Genomic DNA, 17,873 nt, shown 5'->3' with positions numbered 1-17,873 from the left:
ATGAGCCAGATTTTTGCAATACATCCAGATAATCCACAAGCACGACTGTTGAGGCAGGCGGCAACGATTATCGAAGAAGGAGGATTGATCGTCTATCCAACGGATTCAGGTTATGCTCTTGGATGTGCTTTAGGGAATAAATCTGCGCTAGAACGCATTCGCCATTTACGACAGTTAGACAAGCATCATAATATGACGCTGGTTTGCCGTGATTTGTCGCAATTAGGGACTTACGCCAAAGTAAGTAATGCCATATTTCGCTTATTAAAAGCATTCACGCCTGGGTCTTATACCTTTATTTTAAATGCGACCAGTGAAGTCCCAAGATTGATGCTACATCCTAAACGAAAAACGCTTGGTTTAAGAGTGCCAGAAAATGTTATTTCATTATCGTTACTTGAAACGCTTGATGCTCCGCTAATGAGTTCGACTTTAATATTACCTGGTGCGGCTGCACCACTGAGTGAGCCTGAAGCGATTCGAGACTTGTTAGGTAGTCAGGTTGATTTAATTATTGATGGGGGTAATTGCAGTCAGCAACCAACAACGGTGGTTGATCTGACGGGAGATTATCCTGCCATTTTACGCGAAGGGAAAGGGGATCCGACCCCATTTAGATAATAGTATGTATGATCGAGGGTTTTGATGTCAGCTTTATTTAGTGCAAACAAACGGGTTGTTTCAGGCATGCGGGCTAGTGGTAAATTGCATCTTGGCCATTATCACGGTGTGCTGAAGAACTGGATAAAATTACAACATCAATACGATTGTTATTTCTTTGTTGCTGATTGGCATGGATTAACCACGCATTACGATGAACCAAGAAGGATAGAACAGTTTCTTTGGGACATGGTGGTCGATTGGTTGGCTTGCGGCATTAATCCCAACCTTTCACATATCTTTATTCAATCCTGGGTTCCTGAGCATGCCGAATTGCATTTGTTGCTTTCTATGATTACTCCTTTAGGGTGGTTGGAGCGTGTTCCCAGCTATAAAGAACAGCAGGAAAAACTGCATGAAAAAGATCTCTCAACCTATGGTTTCTTAGGCTATCCATTATTACAAAGTGCGGATGTATTGTTGTATAAGGCTGATTATGTGCCAGTCGGTGAAGATCAAGCGCCGCATGTGGAGTTGATTCGAGAAGTCGCCCGACGATTTAATTATCTTTATGGACGTGAGCCTAATTTTGAGAATTTAGTCCATGAAGCCATCAAAAAAATGGGCAAAAAAAATGGTAAGCTTTATGTCCAACTACGTAAAAAATTTCAGCAAGAAGGTTGTCACGAATCCCTAAATACCGCAAGAGCATTGCTTACTAATCAGCCAAATTTATCCATAGGTGATAAAGAGCGATTACTGGGGTATCTGGATGGCGAAGGTAAAATTATCCTACCTGAACCACAAATTATGTTGACTGAGCATGCAAAAATGCCAGGGCTTGATGGCAATAAAATGTCCAAATCTTACAATAATACCATCAGTTTACGCGAAGAACCTGAGCAGGTTGAAAAGAAAATTCTAACCATGCCAACCGATCCAGCCAGAGTTAAACGAACAGATCCCGGCGAACCAGAACGATGTCCTCTGTGGCAATTTCATAAAGTGTATTCGAATGAAGAGGTAAAAGATTGGGTGCAGCAAGGATGCCGTACGGCAGGTATTGGTTGCATCGATTGTAAGCGTCCTGTTATTGATGCCATTAATCGTGAATTACAACCCATACAACAAGCCATCAAGGAATATGAATCTGATATGGGATCAGTCAAGCGTATTTTGGTTGAAGGAAGTGAACAGGCACGCGAAGAAGCAAATAAAACGCTGGAGGATGTGCGTGAAGCCATGGGGCTGGATTATTGATGATAAGTAATCACTCACCACATTTTGAATGCTTTAGGGGAAAAGTCAGATTTAAGTGTAGGTTGAATGTGGTGAATCGTTACGATGATAACTGAGCGGACAGAGACAGACCGTGGGGTTTTAGCAATCGTTGCAGGCAAACCATTAACCGCGATGCCGAATGATTTGTTTATTCCTCCAGATGCTTTGGAAGTTCTATTAGATTCTTTTAGCGGCCCGCTTGATTTGCTGCTTTATCTGATTCGACGCCAGAATATTGATATTTTGAATATTCCAATGACACTGATCACGCAGCAATATATGCAATATATCCATCTTATGGGAAAAAGGCGATTAGAACTTGCGGCTGATTATCTGGTTATGGCTGCTTTGCTGACCGAAATTAAGTCTCGGCTGTTGCTTCCATCTTGTTCAGAGCAACAAAATGATGATGAGGAAGAAGATCCTCGATTGGTTTTAGTCAGACAGCTACAAGCATATGAGCAAATTAAGGCAGCCGCTGAGTTTATCGATACGTTACCGCGGTATGAACGTGATGTGTTCCACGTGCAATTAGAGGGTGAGATAGGCATAGAAAAAGAACATCCGGACGTTCGATTGATTGATTTAGGTGACGTTTTTGCGGCTTTATTGCAACGTCAGGCCCATCAGGAACATCATCATATTGCCCGTGAACCTTTATCAGTGCGTGAGCGTATGAGTATGGTGTTAGCATCCTTACAAGAAGGACGTTTGCTTGAGTTTCGTTCTTTGTTAATTCTTTCAGAAGGTCGAATGGGTTTGGTTGTTACTTTGCTTGCCATTCTTGAGCTTTCTCGACAATCCCTGCTTGTCATCACGCAAACAGATCATTTTGCTCCCATCTATCTGAAGGCGGCTCATTATGGATGATTTAGAGCTGAAATTGGTGATGGAAGCGTTGTTGATGAGCAGCAGGGAGCCCTTATCTTTGGAAAAGATTCAAGACGCTTTTGAGGAAGACCAAAAACCGACGAGAGAACGATTGAGTCTCATACTGGAAGAATTGGCAAATGATTACTGTCATCGTGCAATTGAGTTAAAATGTTTGGCAGGTGGCTATTGTTTGCAAACCAAAGCAGTTTATAGTCCGTGGATAGCGCGTTTATTGATTGAAAAACCCGTAAAATATTCACGTGCCTTATTAGAAACGCTAGCCATTATCGCCTATAAGCAACCAGTAACCCGCGGGGATATTGAATCGATACGAGGGGTGGCTGTTAGCACATCTATGCTAAAAACTTTATTGGAAAGAGAATGGATTCGTATAGCCGCTTATAAGGATGTTCCCGGAAAACCGGCAGTATATACAACAACAAAAACATTTCTTGATTATTTTAATTTAAAAAGTCTGAATGACTTACCTTCTTTGGATAAAATGCAACATGAGCAATGAGCGATTACAAAAAATCTTAAGCCAGGCAGGCTTGGGGTCCAGAAGAGAGATGGAACGATGGATTGATCGTGGTCTCATTCATGTGAATGGTGTACAAGCCAGATTGGGAGACGTTGCAACAGCAGACGATAAGATAAGTGTTCGTGGTCGAGTCATTGAAAATCCTTTAAAGTTAGCTCAAAAAACTCGTATTTTGCTTTATAATAAAGCAATAGGTGAAATTTCAAGTCGTCATGATCCTAAGCATGTTAAAACAGTTTTTGATCATCTTCCTCCTTTGAAACAAGGTCGATGGGTGCAGGTAGGGCGTTTGGATATTAACACGTCTGGGTTATTAATTTTTACGAATAATGGGGAATTGGCCAATCGTTTGATGCATCCCAAATATGAGATAGAGCGGGAATATGCTGTTCGTGTTCATGGTCATGTTCATTCGGAATCTATCAATATACTCCTAAAAGGTGTTGAGTTAGAGGATGGCTTTGCCCAATTTAAACGAATTGAATTTCGCGGTGGGGAAGGAAAAAACAGTTGGTATCATGTTATTTTGAGTGAAGGCAAAAATCGGGAAGTCAGACGCTTGTGGCAATCGCAAGGCGTGGAAGTCAGTCGCTTGATTCGTATCCGTTATGGTTCGATACAAATGCCACGTTCATTGGCTCGAGGACGATTTATTGAATTATCCCCCGAAGACGTTGAAACATTTATATCCAGTTTAAAATAGTTTGGATTTGATTTATGAGTAAAAAAAGTCGTCGGACATTGCCTCCGCCTGTAACCGCAACCATTGAACATTTCAGCCATGATGGACGTGGAATTACGCATATCAATGGAAAAACAACGTTTATCCAGGGAGCACTCCCAGCGGAAACAGTGACGTTTCAATATCTACGCCAAAAGCGTGATTACGATGAGGGAAAACTATTGACTGTTGTCACGCCTTCTTTGCAGCGAGTGGAACCTCGTTGCAGTCATTATTCTCTTTGTGGTGGTTGTTCTTTGCAACATTTGGATGAAAAGACCCAAATTCAGGAAAAACAAGCGTTATTATTGGATTTATTAGGGCGTATAGGACATACTCAACCGGATTTCTTATTGGAACCTTTGAGCAGTGAACATTGGTATTATCGTAATAAGGCGCGTCTAAGTGTTCGTTTTGTTGAAAAAAAGAATGCAACGCTGATTGGGTTTAGGGAAAAAAATAATCCACGTTATATTACAGAAATTGTGAACTGTCCCATCTTGCATGCTCAGGTTGATGCTGAAATTATTCATTTGCGTGCTTTGGTTGACTCGCTGTCTGACCCTCGCTGCATCGCACAAATTGAAGTGGCGGCAGGCGATGAAGAAATTGCTTTAATATTTCGAAATCTTTCGCCACTGACGCCCAGTGATGAGGATAAAATTTGTGCTTTTGCACAACACACGAATTTTCGAATTTTTTTACAACCTGGTGGTATAGATAGTGTCTATTTGTTTTATCCTAACGATGGCCGTGAGTTTTTAAATTACTGTTTGCCAGAAGAACATGTTCGTATTGACTTTCATCCTACGGATTTTACCCAAGTCAATTCCGGATTGAATCGGCTCATGGTCAGGCGTGCTGTGCAATTATTAGAATTAGAGGCAAAAGACAACGTCCTTGATTTGTTTTGTGGTTTGGGTAATTTTTCCTTACCCATTGCCCGGCATTGTGCGTACGTGCTTGGCGTTGAAGGCAGTGAGGTTATGGTGACACGGGCACGTGCAAATGCAAAAGTAAATGCTCTGAATAACACTGATTTTATAAGTGCAAATTTAGATGAAGAATCTTCAATGGCTCAATTTAGCGGGCGAGCTTTTGACAAACTATTACTTGACCCCCCTCGCATTGGAGCAATGGCTGTTGTGAAGCAAATCCATAAAATCATGCCAAAACGAATTGTGTACGTCTCTTGTAATCCGGCAACGTTAGCAAGAGATGCCGATATTTTAGTGAACCAACAAGGTTATCGGTTTAAAGCCGCCGGTGTTATGGATATGTTTCCTCAGACGGCACATGTTGAGTCAATGGCTGTATTTGAAAAAAACTAGGGGTCGGTGCTTCCTCTGATCATTAAGGATAAAAAAGAAGTCATGGTTAAAGTTAAAGAAAATATACCGTTATTATCCGATGGAAACATCGATGTGGAGCAATGGTTGCATCAAATAAGCAGCAAAGGATATTTTCAAGAGATTGAATCAATTCGTAATGCTTGCACGCTCAGTCAATTGGCGGGTTATGAGCAGGCAACAGAAACAGGGGAATCCTGCTTCCAACAGGGACTTGCTATGGCGGATATTTTAGCTGATCTGGAAGTGGATCAGGATACTCTTTCGGCAGCGCTTGTTTATGAAAGTGTTCATTATGCTGAATTGTCTTTGGATGTGGTAGAAGAGCAGTTAGGCAGTAATATTGCAAGACTCGTGAAAGGTATTGAAAAAATGAATGCCATTTCAAATCTTCAGGCCTTAAATAAATATCCGCAAAGTAAACATCAAGTAGATAATGTCCGTAAAATGTTGCTTGCGATGGTTGATGATGTACGCGTGGTTCTTATTAAACTTGCGGAGCGGTTATGTGTTTTGCGATCTTCGGCTCCTTTGCCGGAGGGAATGCGTCAACAAATTGCAACTGAGGCGATGGAAATTTATGCACCTTTAGCCAATCGTCTTGGGATAGGCGCCATCAAATGGGAAATGGAGGATTTGTCATTCCGTCATTTGTATCCTAACGATTATAAAACAATTGCAAAAGGATTAAAGGCCAAGCGGTTGGAACGAGATCGTTTTGTTAATTTTATCGTGGAGGAATTAAATCGCCATATTGCCGATTTAGGATTAGAGCACTTCGCAGTTTACGGTCGTTCTAAACATATTCATAGCATTTATCGCAAAATGCAGCGCAAAAATGTTCCTTTAGATGAAATTTATGATGCAACGGCAGTCAGGATATTGGTTGATACGCGGGAGCAATGTTATGAGGTTTTGGGTTTAGTGCACTCTTTATGGCAGCAAGTCATTGCAGAATTTGATGATTATATCGTTAATCCTAAACCGAATGGCTATCAATCATTGCATACGGCTGTTAAGGGTTCAGAAGGAAGGGTATTTGAAGTACAGATTCGCACCTTTGAAATGCATGATTTGGCAGAGATGGGTGTTGCGGCGCATTGGAAATATAAGGAAGGTGGAGTACAGAAAAAAGAGAGCCACGAACGTAAGATAGAATGGTTGCGCGAAGTTTTAGCCTGGCATCGTGAAATGGCATCGAATCAAGGGGTTTCAGAAGCCATTGAGAGGGAGTTTCTCGAAGACCGAGTCTATGTGTTTACACCAGATGGTGATGTGCTTGATTTACCCCAAGGTGTAACGCCGCTTGATTTTGCCTATCAGGTTCATAGTGAAATTGGTCATCGTTGTCGTGGTGCAAAAGTGAATGGCCATATTGTACCGCTCACGTATGTTCTAAAAACAGGTGATAAAGTAGAAGTATTAACGGGCAAGGATGCTAGGCCGTCTCGTGATTGGATTAATCCTCATCTTAATTACCTGAAAACCTCACGCGCCAAAGCGAAGGTATTGCATTGGTTTAGAATGCAAGATTTTGATCGCAACAAGGCAGAAGGTCATGAAATACTGGATAAGGAATTAAAAGCATTAGGTCTTAAAACGGATCGTTTACAAGACGTGGCTGTTTCTTTTAATTTGAAAACGCTGGATGATCTATATGCAGCACTTGGACGAGGTGATATTAAGTTAGGACAGATTTTAAATCGTTTGACGCCTTCTGAAACGGCTGCAGAAACGGTACAAAATATTGTCAAGCCACAAACAAAACCAGGTGTTTCAGGAAGTGATTTACGAATTGAAGGGGTTGGCAATTTATTGACTCATATGGCACGCTGCTGTCAACCGGTGCCTGGTGATGATGTGATCGGTTATATTACTCTTGGTCGTGGTGTCTCCGTTCATCGCACGGATTGTCCTAATATTCTCCATGCTGGTGAAAGACAACGGCAACGATTTTTACAAGTGAATTGGGGCAGCAGCACACGTGAACACTATGTAGTTGATGTCCTTATCAAAGCGTTTGACCGTTCCGGACTCTTGCGTGATGTAACTTCGTTGCTTGCTAACGAGAAAGCGCATGTGTATGCATTGCAGACTCAAACCAACAAGCAGGAGAATACATCCTACATTACTCTAAAGGTTGAGATCGATGGTTTAAATAGCTTATCACGTTTACTCAATAAGCTGAGCCAGATTCCCAATGTTCTTGAAGCAAGAAGACAGGTATAAGAAGAGGTTTACCTATTTTGCTAACTTCGTAGTCTGGATAGCATGAAGCGATATCCGGGAATTACAAGACACTGAACCCTGGTTAACGCTTGCGTTAACCAGGCTACAAAGATGTTATTGATTGAATGTTTCCCATAGAGCGACATGAGCACCTGTTGGATCGGTGATGATGGCAAATTGCCCGAATTCTCCTGCTTTCGTTACTGGAACTTTAATCGTAGCGCCATGTTGTTGTACTTTTTTAAGACTGTTTTCCAGGTTTTCTACCAGGATATAACTCATCCAATGAGGTGGGATTTGATTCACTTGATCTTTAGGAATTTCCCAAATCCCTGCAAACTCTTTCTCGCCTAATTTAATTAATGTATAGGTCGTGCCATTCATAGAGTGATCAGAAAATTTCCAACCAAAGGCATTGCCATAAAATTCTTTGGCGGCTTTCACGTTTGGGGTTGCCAGCTCATTCCAGCAGAACTCTCCTACTTTGGGTCCATTCACCATGACTTATCTCCTATTGTGTTAAGTTTAGTTGACATTTGCTGATATGACGCGAAAATAAGGATGGTTTAGGTTATATTTAAGTAAATGTCAAATGTCAGAATACTTTAGACGAACGATTATCGAACAGACTCATAGCCAGTGGCATCCAATACTTTATGAAGCGCTTAACCATGTAGATGCTGATTATTTGCAGCACCTACAAACACATCATGATTGGTTACCTGGCGAGAAAAAATTGTTTGCAGCCTTTAGTATACCTTTGCAAGCTACTCAATACGTTCTCATGGGAGAATCGCCTTATCCTCGAGCCCAATCTGCAAATGGCTATGCTTTTTGGGATGATTCAGTGGGGTCACTGTGGAGCCAAAATGGATTAAGCAAAGAAGTCAATCGCGCCACTTCTTTACGCAACTGGATAAAAATGCTTCTCTATGCACGCGAAGATTTGCAAGAAGATTTTTCCCAACAGGCAATTGCCCAACTTGACAAAGAAGGTTATGTAAAAACAGCGCAGCAATTATTTAATGCTTTTATTAATCATGGATTTTTGCTTTTAAATGCCTCCTTAGTTTATAGTGAAGGAAAGGTGAATTACCATGCCCGCTACTGGCGGCCATTTATTCATGAATTGCTTAATCAATTGGCTGAATTAAAGCCATCTTTGCAATTGGTTTTATTGGGACATGTGGCAAAACAGGTTCCTGAAGCTGAACTTTTTCCAAGTCTTATCGCTGAACATCCTTATAACATTAGTTTTATCACTAACCCTGAGGTAGTGGCATTTTTTAAGCCACTGGATTTACTAAGAGATCATGAATAAGAAAACGACAATTGATTCACAAGAGATTGCTAAATTTGCCCAACTGTCTACTCAATGGTGGAATAAGGATGGTCCTCTTAAAACATTGCATGATATTAATGCCGCACGTCTTCAATTCATACAGAAATTTGTTGATTTATCTGCGTGCCATGTGTTGGACGTAGGCTGCGGTGGAGGAATTTTGGCGGAAAGTATGGCCAAGTTAGGAGCGAATGTTACTGGTCTTGATGTTGAAGAGGATGCAATTACTGTAGCGCGTGCTCATGCAAAAGAAAGTGGACTGGATCTCTGCTATGTAGGTCAACCAATCGAGTCTTTTGAGACAAGATTGTTTGATGTTGTGACGTGCATGGAAATGCTGGAACATGCATCTGAGCCGCAGGTGGTCATTGAACACTGTTCTCGTTTGCTAAAACAAGGTGGTTATTTATTTTTATCAACTATAAATAGAACGCCAATGGCGTATGCCACAGCAATCATTGCTGCCGAATATATTCTTGAATTGTTACCGCGCCAAACGCATGAATTTAAAAAATTTATTAGACCAAGCGAGCTGACAGCAATGACGCGAGCCGTTGGCTTGGAAAGCATTGCAATGTCAGGTATGTCTTATAATCCTTTTAGCCGCGCTGCTTCATTGCAGAAGTCGGTTCGTGTTAATTACTTATTGGCTTGTCAGAAGTCATAATCCGACATGCCACACGTTGTCTTTTTTACTAAAAATACGGTGTTGCGGAATGTTGGATAATTAAAGAAATCCACCTATTAGGCACGTGATTTGGTTTTTTTCTCTATATAGCGTTGCTGATAACGTTGATGAGCATATTTTGCTTGCTCATCAGTAACAACATCTACTTCATTTCCAAATAAATCCACCCGGGCAGCGTTTGCTTTTTGGCAATGAAGGTAAGCTGGCGATGCACTATAGTAATTTAATGCCTCACGTAAGGTTTTTTTACTAAATGGAGGGGCATCCAGACGTTCATAAAAATCAATGATGTCGTCAAATATACCTATTTTTAGCGGTTTAACCTGGTTTGCTTTTTTAAAAAAAGCAGCGGGGAAGTGTTCTGTTAGCCAGTCAATCGTCTTGAGTTTATCTTTTTTAGCAGTACTTTCTTGATTCATGTGAGGGCTCGGTAGCTTATTTCACTCACTTAAATTATCATAACTCAGAGTTATGAACAAATATAATTGCGTGTAATATTGCATATTTTGGCTTTAATCAGCATGAGTAAGGATTAATGACTTAAATCCTTATAAGAAATTTCTTGGTTTTTCTTGAGATATTACTTAAATTTAAGCATTTTGCGCTTGCCTATTTTATAACTAAATGAAAAATATAGATTAATTATTTAATCTATAAAACATATCATAAATAATTTCATCAGCTTGCCTTGCATATAGACAATTAGACTGCTAAATTTAAGAAAGACTTCAAGGAATGAAGCTCTTGAAAAGGACTTTGATCAGATGGATCTGATCGTCATGGACGAGTTGCAAGACACTATGTCTTGATTGGAAGACTGTGAAAAGCCAGGGTGTGCCCCTGGCTTTATTTTTTTTAGAGACTGACTCAGAGTCTTCAAACTTGAGCCAGAATGTGTTGATTTTTGAGTACCGCAGCGCAGTGTACATAGAAGTACATGAGCAGCGGAGTACAAAAAAATTAACGGTTTATGGCCAAGATCGGAGCTTTTGAATAGGCTTTAAGCAATGGCATATCCTGAGTGAGACAGATACTTCTTGTCAGGATAATAAGCAAATACAATAGAGCCGCCTTTAATTGTATTGATGACCGGCTTTGCTAGTGTTTGAGCGATGGATGGGCATCCCCAACTTCGACCCGCACGTCCTGCTTTTCTGATAAAATTTGGTTCTACATACCAAGCTCCATGAATGACTACCCGGCGATTGTATGCATTATCATTAAATCCCTTTTCGAGCCCATGCAAATTTAGTGAATAGCCTTTTGAACCAAAATAGGTGTCACGAGTTACATAGGTTCCCAGGCTGGTTTCTTTGCTAGATGGTGTATTTGAAAAATGATGAGGAATATCTAATCCGGAGTTTTTTCCATGAGCAACATGCGTGTTATATAAAAGTTTTTCTTTATTAATATCAAACACCCACATGCGCTGTTTTGAGGAAGGAAGCGAATAATCGATCACCGTAAGAACTGGTTTTTTTACCTTACCTTTTTCTTTTGCTTTTTGATAAGCAGCAAGTGCTAATTTAAGCACTTTTTTATTAAGCGTTGGCGCTTTTTGACTTAAGTGCTTCGTTTCCGTATTGATATCAAAAGCGGGCTTTGCAAAACTTGGCGCGCTTGATGTCATGTTGCTAGTCAGCAGTGCTACAGAAATTAAAGTAAAAATTGTATTCATAATACTCCATTTTCTAATTAGTTGCCCTAAAGGAAATGCGGCTATCTTCCATGGTCGTCATTAAACCTGAGTATATAGGTACTAAAAATCAACGCATGACTTTTAACCGCAATACGACCCACAGACCCGCTAGAAGCGTTTTAAACGTGGTTATTATATTGACAAGTTAGGTAAAAGTAAAATCACAAGAGTTTTGATTGTCCATCAAGGGGGAATATTAATCAATTCAGATGGTTAAAATATGCATAAAAGCAAATTTTGTTTTAATAAAAATAAAAAAGATCAATAATTGATCAAAATAATCCCCGGTTTTATTTGTTTTTAGTTTAATCAAAAAACTAAAAGTTCATTTGATGAACACAAAATATTCATTAAATGATGGATTAACAGGTAGAAAGCCACGTATCATGAGTAAAAATTATAAATTTAATTTAATTTAAGACTAAATTAAATTATCCTTCTCGAACATCAGAATTCTATTGGTTTGGGGGCAATATGCTGGACAGACGAACATTACAACCGCCGAAAGGGTTACGCGCTACAATTAATGAAGCTTATCATGAAAATGAATCAAAGAATATCATGCATCTGCTTGAAAATGCTACCTTGACTCACGAGCAGATAAACGCTGTAAAAGAGGTTGCAATCCAGTTAGTAGAGGCCGTTCGTCGCGAGCGTAAAAAAAGTACAGGTATTGATTCTTTTCTTACAGAATATGCTCTGTCCAGCAATGAAGGGATTGCATTAATGTGTCTTGCTGAAGCGCTTCTACGGGTCCCTGATGCGGCAACGGTCGATCGATTAATTAAAGATAAGATTGTTCATGCAGATTGGGAATCACATCGTGGTCAAAGCCCATCATTTTTTGTTAATGCTACGACTTGGGCATTAATGTTAACAGGTAAAGTATTGTCGCCTGAAAAAGCCGAATCGGTTTTAAGCAAAGCATTAATGAAAGTGGTTAATCGTAGCAGTGAAACGGTGATACGCAAGGCAGTAGATAAGGCCATGCGAATTATGAGTAAGCAATTCGTGATGGGACGTACCATTAAAGAAGCATTAACACGGGCGAAGAAAAAAGAAGCATATGGTTATCGTTATTCGTATGATATGTTAGGGGAAGCGGCACTGACAGCCATTGATGCGGAACGATATTATGATGCTTACAGTAAAGCAATTCATGCAATTGGAAGCCAAACTGCAACAAGAGGAAATGTTTATAGTAATCCAGGTATTTCAATAAAATTGTCTGCTTTATATCCCAGATATCAAGAGTCGCAATCTGAACAAGTCATAGAAGAATTAACACCAAGATTGTTAGCTTTAGCGCAGTTGGCAAAAAAATTTAATATAGCACTTACCGTGGATGCTGAAGAATCTGAACGACTTGATTTGTCGCTTGATGTTATTGAACGAGCTTTTAATGATCCCAGTCTGGATGGCTGGAATGGATTTGGAATGGCGGTGCAATCTTACCAAAAAAGAGCGTTTTATCTTCTTGATTGGATTGCCGCGTTGGCCCGAAGTAAGAAGCGGCGTGTGATGGTGCGTTTGATTAAGGGCGCCTATTGGGACAGTGAAATTAAAAAAACACAAATGCAAGGGTTGCAAGATTACCCAGTTTTTACTAGAAAACCATTTACAGATGTTTCTTTTCAGGCGTGCGCTAAAAAGCTGCTGACGATGACGGATGCAATTTACCCGCAGTTTGCTACTCATAATGCCTATTCAGTGGCTTTAATTTTAAATTTGGTTGGCGATTATCGTGATTTCGAGTTTCAATGTCTGCATGGTATGGGCACAGAACTGTATGATCAGATTGTACCTGTCAATCGTTATGGAATTCCTTGCCGTATCTATGCACCTGTTGGCAGTCATGAAGATTTGTTGCCTTATCTTGTGCGTCGTTTATTGGAAAATGGTGCAAATTCATCCTTTGTAAACCGCATTGTCGATGATAAAGCACCTATTAGTCATCTCGTTGAAGATCCAGTGAGTAAAGCAAAACAATTACTCAGTAAAATGAATCAGAATATACCGTTGCCAGCATCAATATTTTTGCCTGAGAGAAAGAATTCAACTGGAATTGATTTAACGAATAGAAAGTATATTGCTGATCTGCAACAACAATTCGCAAAAATGGATTTAACTCATTGGCAAGCAGCTCCTATTCTTGCAGGCAGAATGAAGGAAAATAGCGAGGCTTGTGATGTGATGTCTCCTCAGCATACAGGTCGTAAGATTGGGCAAGTGATTTATGCTACCAACCAGGATATTGATTGGGCTTTAACTAAAGCTGTGGAAACTTTTTCGCAATGGAGCACGACGACAGTAGAAGTCAGATGTGAATTAATCGAAACATTTGCCGGTTTGCTGGAAGAAAATAAAGCTACAATTCTTGCTTTGGCAATGCTAGAGGCCGGAAAAACTTGGAATGACAGCATTGCTGAGCTACGAGAAGCGGTTGATTTTTGTCATTATTACACAGCAAAAGCAAAGCAAATGATGACTAAACCAATACGTTTGCAGGGCTACACAGGTGAGTTAAATGAATTAAGTTTACATCCTCGTGGCGTGATTCTGTGCATCAGTCCATGGAATTTCCCATTGGCAATTTTTACAGGGCAAGTTGTTGCAGCGCTTGTGACAGGTAACTGTGTTATCGCTAAGCCTGCAGAACAGACATCGCTTATTGCTCATTTTGCGGTGCAATTGATGATTAAAGCGGGAATTTCGCCTGGCGTCATACAATTATTGCCAGGGCGAGGGGAAAGCGTTGGTGCAGCGTTGGTCGCTGATAAGCGTATAAAAGGGGTTATTTTTACCGGTTCAACCCAAACTGCTGCACACATCAATAAAACACTGGCAACTCGGGGTGGTGAAATTATTCCGTTGATAGCAGAAACAGGTGGACAAAATGCCATGATTGTTGATTCTTCTGCGCTGCTTGAACAAGTCATCATGGATGTATTGACTTCTGCGTTTGGATCTGCCGGTCAACGATGTTCGGCATTAAGAGTCATTTATGTACAGGAGGATGTTTATCCACGATTTGTTGAGTTGCTCAAAGGTGCTATGGCTGAATTATGTATAGGCGATCCTCAATGGTTAACCACAGATATAGGTCCTGTCATTGATAAAGAGGCGTTATTCGTATTAAAAAAACATGTAGAAACCATGAAGAAAGACTATGAGATCATTTATCAATGTAAATTAAGTGAAGATTGTGAGCAGGGGTATTTTATGCCGCCAACTGCCATTGCTATTGATAATATGAACGCTTTAGAGAAGGAAGTATTCGGGCCTGTTTTGCATGTGATTCGTTTCAAACATAAGGCTCTTGATGAGGTGATTGCGCAAGTGAATAATACAGGGTATGGTCTGACGTTAGGCATTCACAGTCGTATTAATCAAACGGTTGAATATATTCGCCAGCGGATTCATGCAGGAAATTGTTATGTCAACCGTAATATGATTGGTGCTGTAGTCGGGTTACAACCGTTTGGCGGAGAAGGATTGTCAGGCACCGGCCCCAAGGCAGGGGGGCCTCATTATTTACAGCGTTTATGCCATGAAAGAACTTATACCGTGGATACAACGGCTGCTGGGGGGAATGCGAGCTTGATGTCCTTACCTGAAGAATAGATGCACTCATTCATTCTTTTTATGGGTTCATTGGGCTGGATGGGCCCAATGAACCCATAAACTGTATCAGTGTAAATAGTCCTATATGGATTTATGTTTTTTTGCCAATAACCATGGCAGCAAGACAAAGATAACCAATCCGCCGATTAAAAACATTTCAAAAAACCATTTATTCTTAATTGGAATTTGAGTGGGAGGAACAAAGCCAATCATAATGGCTATAATGCAGCAAAGTATGCCTAGGCTTGCAACAAGCCACATGACAAAGTTGCCGCCAGGAATTTTATAGGCACCTGATTGCTCGGGCCGACTATAACGTAAGCGGATGGCTGCTGAAAACATAAATACATAAACTAATAGAGCCATTTGTGCACATAAATCGCTTAAAATCCAGTACGCTGCATTGATAGAGTCAAATAAAATAAATACACTGCTTAATAAAGTAAAGATAACCCCTTGTGTGATAAGAATAGTCACCGGCGCTCCATAGTGATTTACGTGAGTAAAAGCAGATGGAATACAGCCATCTCGCGCGGCAACCAGCAATCCTTTTGTTGGGCCGATAATCCAGGCAGAAACGCCACTGAGGCCGCCTAAGATGATAAATGCAGCCGTTAGGGACGTCATCCATGGCATGTGATAGGAATTAAAAAAAATCGCGTAGGCATCGATTAATCCGGAGACAACGCTTAGGGTATGATTGGGAACCACAATAACAATCGCCAGAGATCCAAGCACTAAGGTGGAAAATATAATAATCGTAGAATATAAGAGGGCGCGTGGATAATCGCGCTGAGGATTTTTTACTTCTTCTGCATGGACAGCCGACATTTCCATGCCGAGCAAACCAAACAATACGGCTGAAAATAAAGACAAATTACCTAGTGAACTAAAATCAGGTAGCCAGGTAATAGGCGTTTCAACAGCAAGAGGACGGCCTTGGCTTATCCATATAATGCCTAAAATAGTAATGCCTATCATGGGTAAGAGGGTACCAATGGATGCGCCAATAACGCTGACCAGACTCGAAATTTTCATGCCAAAACAATTCAGAAAGGTAAATAGCCAGAATAAACTGACAATTGTACCTAACAAATAGAATTTGTGATTGGCGAGTTGAGGGGCAAAAAGATAGGCCAGTGTGGCAGCAATAAATGCAAGAATCGTTGGATACCATACAACGTTGTAAATCCATTGTAACCATATCGTAATAAATCCTGCCCGTCGACCAAATGCTTCTCGCACCCAAATGTAGATACCGCCTGTTTCAGGATAGGCGGTAGCCAATTCGGCAGCAACTAAGGCAACGGGAATAAAAAAAGCGATGGCCGCAATTAAATAATAGGAAACAAGTGTTAGGCCAAGTTTTGCCGTCAAGGGTAACGTGCGTAAGCTATCAACGGCGATGACATTGATCATAACCAGCGAAAAAACACTTAAAACTCGTTTTGAATGACGCACGCATAGTCCTTAATGGCAAATAAGTGATGGGAGATAAGGTTATACTCAATTGTCGAAAAATTAACAGGTTCATTACGTAATTGCAATGAGCTTCGTCGTACTCTCAAGTTTTAAAAGATTCACTTTGATATTGATTGACAAGATTATGTAATGTTTCTTCTCGCTCAGAGAGCGCTAATCGGTCATAGTTGGGTAAGTTCTTATTTTGGATCATGTCATGTAATGCGATTCCTTGTTTTAACAAAGCAGAGATTAATTTCTTATTTTTCAATAATGCTGTTATTTGAATAATCATGTCATAAATAGCAAGAATAACTGTTAAATCGGATAATGCTGCCTGTCTTAATCGATTTAATCCAGCTTCAACAATGCCTTGATAAGTAAAAGATCGATAAGCTAGTAATATTTTGTCCTGATAATGAAATTCACTTAATTCAATGTGATCTTGATGTTCAAGATATAGAAATAATTCACCTAATAAAAAGACACAGTCACGTGCTGTATATGGGTCATTGATTCCGGGTGATAAAGCGCGTACTGCAATTTCTGAAATTTGTTCAAATCCATACTCAACATCTTGTTTCAGTAGTCGTATAGAAATGATATTAATTGTCGATTGTAGAGTGTTTAATGAAATTTTTTCTAATGTTTTTTCATCTTCAGCAGATATGATAATTACTTCATCTTGGTGATAGACATAGTCACCTGAACGAACATTAACTTGTAAGAATATATTATTTTCACATGCAATTGTTTTTAATTTTTTGTAATCAATTCCTTGTATATATCCATTTGTTCCTGCGGATACACTTTTTATTATTTTTCTGGGCTTTAATTCTGAGCTTTTATGACTGTTTGCTGTGTTTTCTTGCTGAATGGATGAAATGGCGGATTTAGTTTGGGATATAATTAAAGAAAGAATACCATCAATTTGAATCGATTTCATAACGTTGTTAACAAAGGCAACAAGAATAGTAATACAGCCAAGTGCTAAAATAAAAGCATAAATGGTTTGCGCACCACGTGTAATTGTGTTTGTTTCAGAGTAAATGCAAAATAAACAGTAAAGAAAGGTACCCAGAAAAATACCTAACGTTATTTGAGTGTTTTTAGAGTGGATAAAATTTGGTAATAAACGTGGGCCGAATTGATTAGATACAGTAGATAGAATTAACATGCTAATAGAAAACGTGACACTAATTAAAGTCATTAATGAACTGGCAAGAATATTAAGAATAGTTTGTTGTTTATCTTCAGATATTGAAAGGTAAGGGCTATTTATTATATTTTCTATGCCTAAGCTCAATGCAATTCCAATAAAATTTATGATGAGGACAAGAAGTGAAGGTAAAAGCCATGGCTTATCCAATAATAAAGAAAGTTTCTGCTGATTAATTTTATTCAATACCGACATAATGATTCCTTTTGGGGATAGCATTTCTTTGAATTATTCTACAATTAATGA

The 17,873-nt window shown here is 39.8% G+C and carries 15 protein-coding genes; 10 read left to right on the top strand and 5 right to left on the bottom strand.

The genetic code is table 11. From position 1 onward, the window contains the following. The 7 genes from E1O52_RS03780 to relA all read left to right on the top strand — a co-directional run bounded on the left by E1O52_RS03780 (window position 1) and on the right by relA (window position 7,594). The gene (locus E1O52_RS03780) at window positions 1–621 is read left to right on the top strand and encodes an L-threonylcarbamoyladenylate synthase (RefSeq protein ID WP_133127371.1); all 621 of its coding nucleotides are present in this window, start codon (window positions 1–3) and stop codon (window positions 619–621) included. A 24-nt stretch (window positions 622–645) separates the two neighbouring features. Then, window positions 646–1,860 (top strand): tryptophan--tRNA ligase, encoded by a 1,215-nt coding sequence (locus E1O52_RS03775; RefSeq protein WP_133127370.1) that lies wholly within the window; start codon window positions 646–648, stop codon window positions 1,858–1,860. A gap of 84 nt (window positions 1,861–1,944) precedes the next feature. Further along, on the top strand, window positions 1,945–2,751 hold the full coding sequence (locus tag E1O52_RS03770; protein ID WP_133127369.1) for a segregation and condensation protein A: 807 nt from the start codon (window positions 1,945–1,947) through the stop codon (window positions 2,749–2,751). After that, window positions 2,744–3,274, top strand: a complete 531-nt coding sequence (gene scpB / locus E1O52_RS03765; protein WP_133127368.1) for an SMC-Scp complex subunit ScpB — start codon at window positions 2,744–2,746, stop codon at window positions 3,272–3,274. The genes E1O52_RS03770 and scpB overlap by 8 nt, the downstream gene beginning before the upstream one ends. Continuing rightward, window positions 3,264–3,998 (top strand): pseudouridine synthase, encoded by a 735-nt coding sequence (locus E1O52_RS03760; protein ID WP_133127367.1) that lies wholly within the window; start codon window positions 3,264–3,266, stop codon window positions 3,996–3,998. The genes scpB and E1O52_RS03760 overlap by 11 nt, the downstream gene beginning before the upstream one ends. 14 nt (window positions 3,999–4,012) lie before the next feature. Beyond that, on the top strand, window positions 4,013–5,347 hold the full coding sequence (gene rlmD / locus E1O52_RS03755) for a 23S rRNA (uracil(1939)-C(5))-methyltransferase RlmD (protein WP_133127366.1): 1,335 nt from the start codon (window positions 4,013–4,015) through the stop codon (window positions 5,345–5,347). Between the two features lie 42 nt (window positions 5,348–5,389). Beyond that, on the top strand, window positions 5,390–7,594 hold the full coding sequence (gene relA, locus E1O52_RS03750) for a GTP diphosphokinase (protein WP_133127365.1): 2,205 nt from the start codon (window positions 5,390–5,392) through the stop codon (window positions 7,592–7,594). 114 nt (window positions 7,595–7,708) lie between these two features. Here the strand turns inward: relA and E1O52_RS03745 are convergent, their stop codons facing one another. Beyond that, complete coding sequence (locus tag E1O52_RS03745; protein WP_133127364.1) at window positions 7,709–8,095, bottom strand: VOC family protein; 387 nt, start codon at window positions 8,093–8,095, stop codon at window positions 7,709–7,711. 91 nt (window positions 8,096–8,186) lie between these two features. Between E1O52_RS03745 and E1O52_RS03740 the strand changes: the two genes are divergently transcribed. Then, the gene (locus tag E1O52_RS03740) at window positions 8,187–8,915 is read left to right on the top strand and encodes a uracil-DNA glycosylase family protein (RefSeq protein WP_133127363.1); all 729 of its coding nucleotides are present in this window, start codon (window positions 8,187–8,189) and stop codon (window positions 8,913–8,915) included. Then, window positions 8,908–9,603 (top strand): bifunctional 2-polyprenyl-6-hydroxyphenol methylase/3-demethylubiquinol 3-O-methyltransferase UbiG, encoded by a 696-nt coding sequence (gene ubiG, locus E1O52_RS03735; RefSeq protein ID WP_133127362.1) that lies wholly within the window; start codon window positions 8,908–8,910, stop codon window positions 9,601–9,603. The genes E1O52_RS03740 and ubiG overlap by 8 nt, the downstream gene beginning before the upstream one ends. A gap of 77 nt (window positions 9,604–9,680) precedes the next feature. On the opposite strand, the gene E1O52_RS03730 is transcribed toward ubiG, so the two are convergent. Then, window positions 9,681–10,043: a ProQ/FINO family protein gene (locus E1O52_RS03730; protein ID WP_133127361.1), complete on the bottom strand. Its 363-nt coding sequence runs from the start codon at window positions 10,041–10,043 to the stop codon at window positions 9,681–9,683. 581 nt (window positions 10,044–10,624) lie between these two features. Continuing rightward, the gene (locus E1O52_RS03725) at window positions 10,625–11,302 is read right to left on the bottom strand and encodes a murein L,D-transpeptidase catalytic domain family protein (RefSeq protein WP_133127360.1); all 678 of its coding nucleotides are present in this window, start codon (window positions 11,300–11,302) and stop codon (window positions 10,625–10,627) included. Between the two features lie 495 nt (window positions 11,303–11,797). Between E1O52_RS03725 and putA the strand changes: the two genes are divergently transcribed. After that, entirely contained in the window at window positions 11,798–14,947 is a 3,150-nt protein-coding gene (gene putA, locus E1O52_RS03720; protein ID WP_133127359.1) for a bifunctional proline dehydrogenase/L-glutamate gamma-semialdehyde dehydrogenase PutA, read from the top strand. An 81-nt stretch (window positions 14,948–15,028) separates the two neighbouring features. Here putA and E1O52_RS03715 read toward each other — a convergent pair whose 3' ends face one another. Next, window positions 15,029–16,408 carry an APC family permease gene (locus E1O52_RS03715; protein WP_133127358.1) on the bottom strand — a complete coding sequence of 460 codons (1,380 nt, stop codon included), beginning with the start codon at window positions 16,406–16,408 and terminating at the stop codon, window positions 15,029–15,031. A 103-nt stretch (window positions 16,409–16,511) separates the two neighbouring features. After that, window positions 16,512–17,822, bottom strand: a complete 1,311-nt coding sequence (locus E1O52_RS03710; RefSeq protein WP_133127357.1) for a DUF2254 domain-containing protein — start codon at window positions 17,820–17,822, stop codon at window positions 16,512–16,514. Between the last annotated feature and the right edge of the window lie 51 nt (window positions 17,823–17,873).

The organism is Legionella nagasakiensis (genome assembly GCF_900639915.1).
GTDB classification, from domain to species: domain Bacteria; phylum Pseudomonadota; class Gammaproteobacteria; order Legionellales; family Legionellaceae; genus Legionella_A; species Legionella_A nagasakiensis.
The sequence above is the reverse complement of the archived record's forward strand: the minus strand, read 5'-3'. Positions and strand labels throughout refer to the sequence as shown.

Coding starts and splice junctions, on each gene's coding strand:
- E1O52_RS03780 (WP_133127371.1), top strand. CDS start 1: ATGAGCCAGATTTTTGCAATACATCCAGATAATCCACAAGCACGACTG.
- E1O52_RS03775 (WP_133127370.1), top strand. CDS start 646: ATGTCAGCTTTATTTAGTGCAAACAAACGGGTTGTTTCAGGCATGCGG.
- E1O52_RS03770 (WP_133127369.1), top strand. CDS start 1,945: ATGATAACTGAGCGGACAGAGACAGACCGTGGGGTTTTAGCAATCGTT.
- scpB (WP_133127368.1), top strand. CDS start 2,744: ATGGATGATTTAGAGCTGAAATTGGTGATGGAAGCGTTGTTGATGAGC.
- E1O52_RS03760 (WP_133127367.1), top strand. CDS start 3,264: ATGAGCAATGAGCGATTACAAAAAATCTTAAGCCAGGCAGGCTTGGGG.
- rlmD (WP_133127366.1), top strand. CDS start 4,013: ATGAGTAAAAAAAGTCGTCGGACATTGCCTCCGCCTGTAACCGCAACC.
- relA (WP_133127365.1), top strand. CDS start 5,390: ATGGTTAAAGTTAAAGAAAATATACCGTTATTATCCGATGGAAACATC.
- E1O52_RS03745 (WP_133127364.1), bottom strand. CDS start 8,095: ATGGTGAATGGACCCAAAGTAGGAGAGTTCTGCTGGAATGAGCTGGCA.
- E1O52_RS03740 (WP_133127363.1), top strand. CDS start 8,187: ATGTCAGAATACTTTAGACGAACGATTATCGAACAGACTCATAGCCAG.
- ubiG (WP_133127362.1), top strand. CDS start 8,908: ATGAATAAGAAAACGACAATTGATTCACAAGAGATTGCTAAATTTGCC.
- E1O52_RS03730 (WP_133127361.1), bottom strand. CDS start 10,043: ATGAATCAAGAAAGTACTGCTAAAAAAGATAAACTCAAGACGATTGAC.
- E1O52_RS03725 (WP_133127360.1), bottom strand. CDS start 11,302: ATGAATACAATTTTTACTTTAATTTCTGTAGCACTGCTGACTAGCAAC.
- putA (WP_133127359.1), top strand. CDS start 11,798: ATGCTGGACAGACGAACATTACAACCGCCGAAAGGGTTACGCGCTACA.
- E1O52_RS03710 (WP_133127357.1), bottom strand. CDS start 17,822: ATGTCGGTATTGAATAAAATTAATCAGCAGAAACTTTCTTTATTATTG.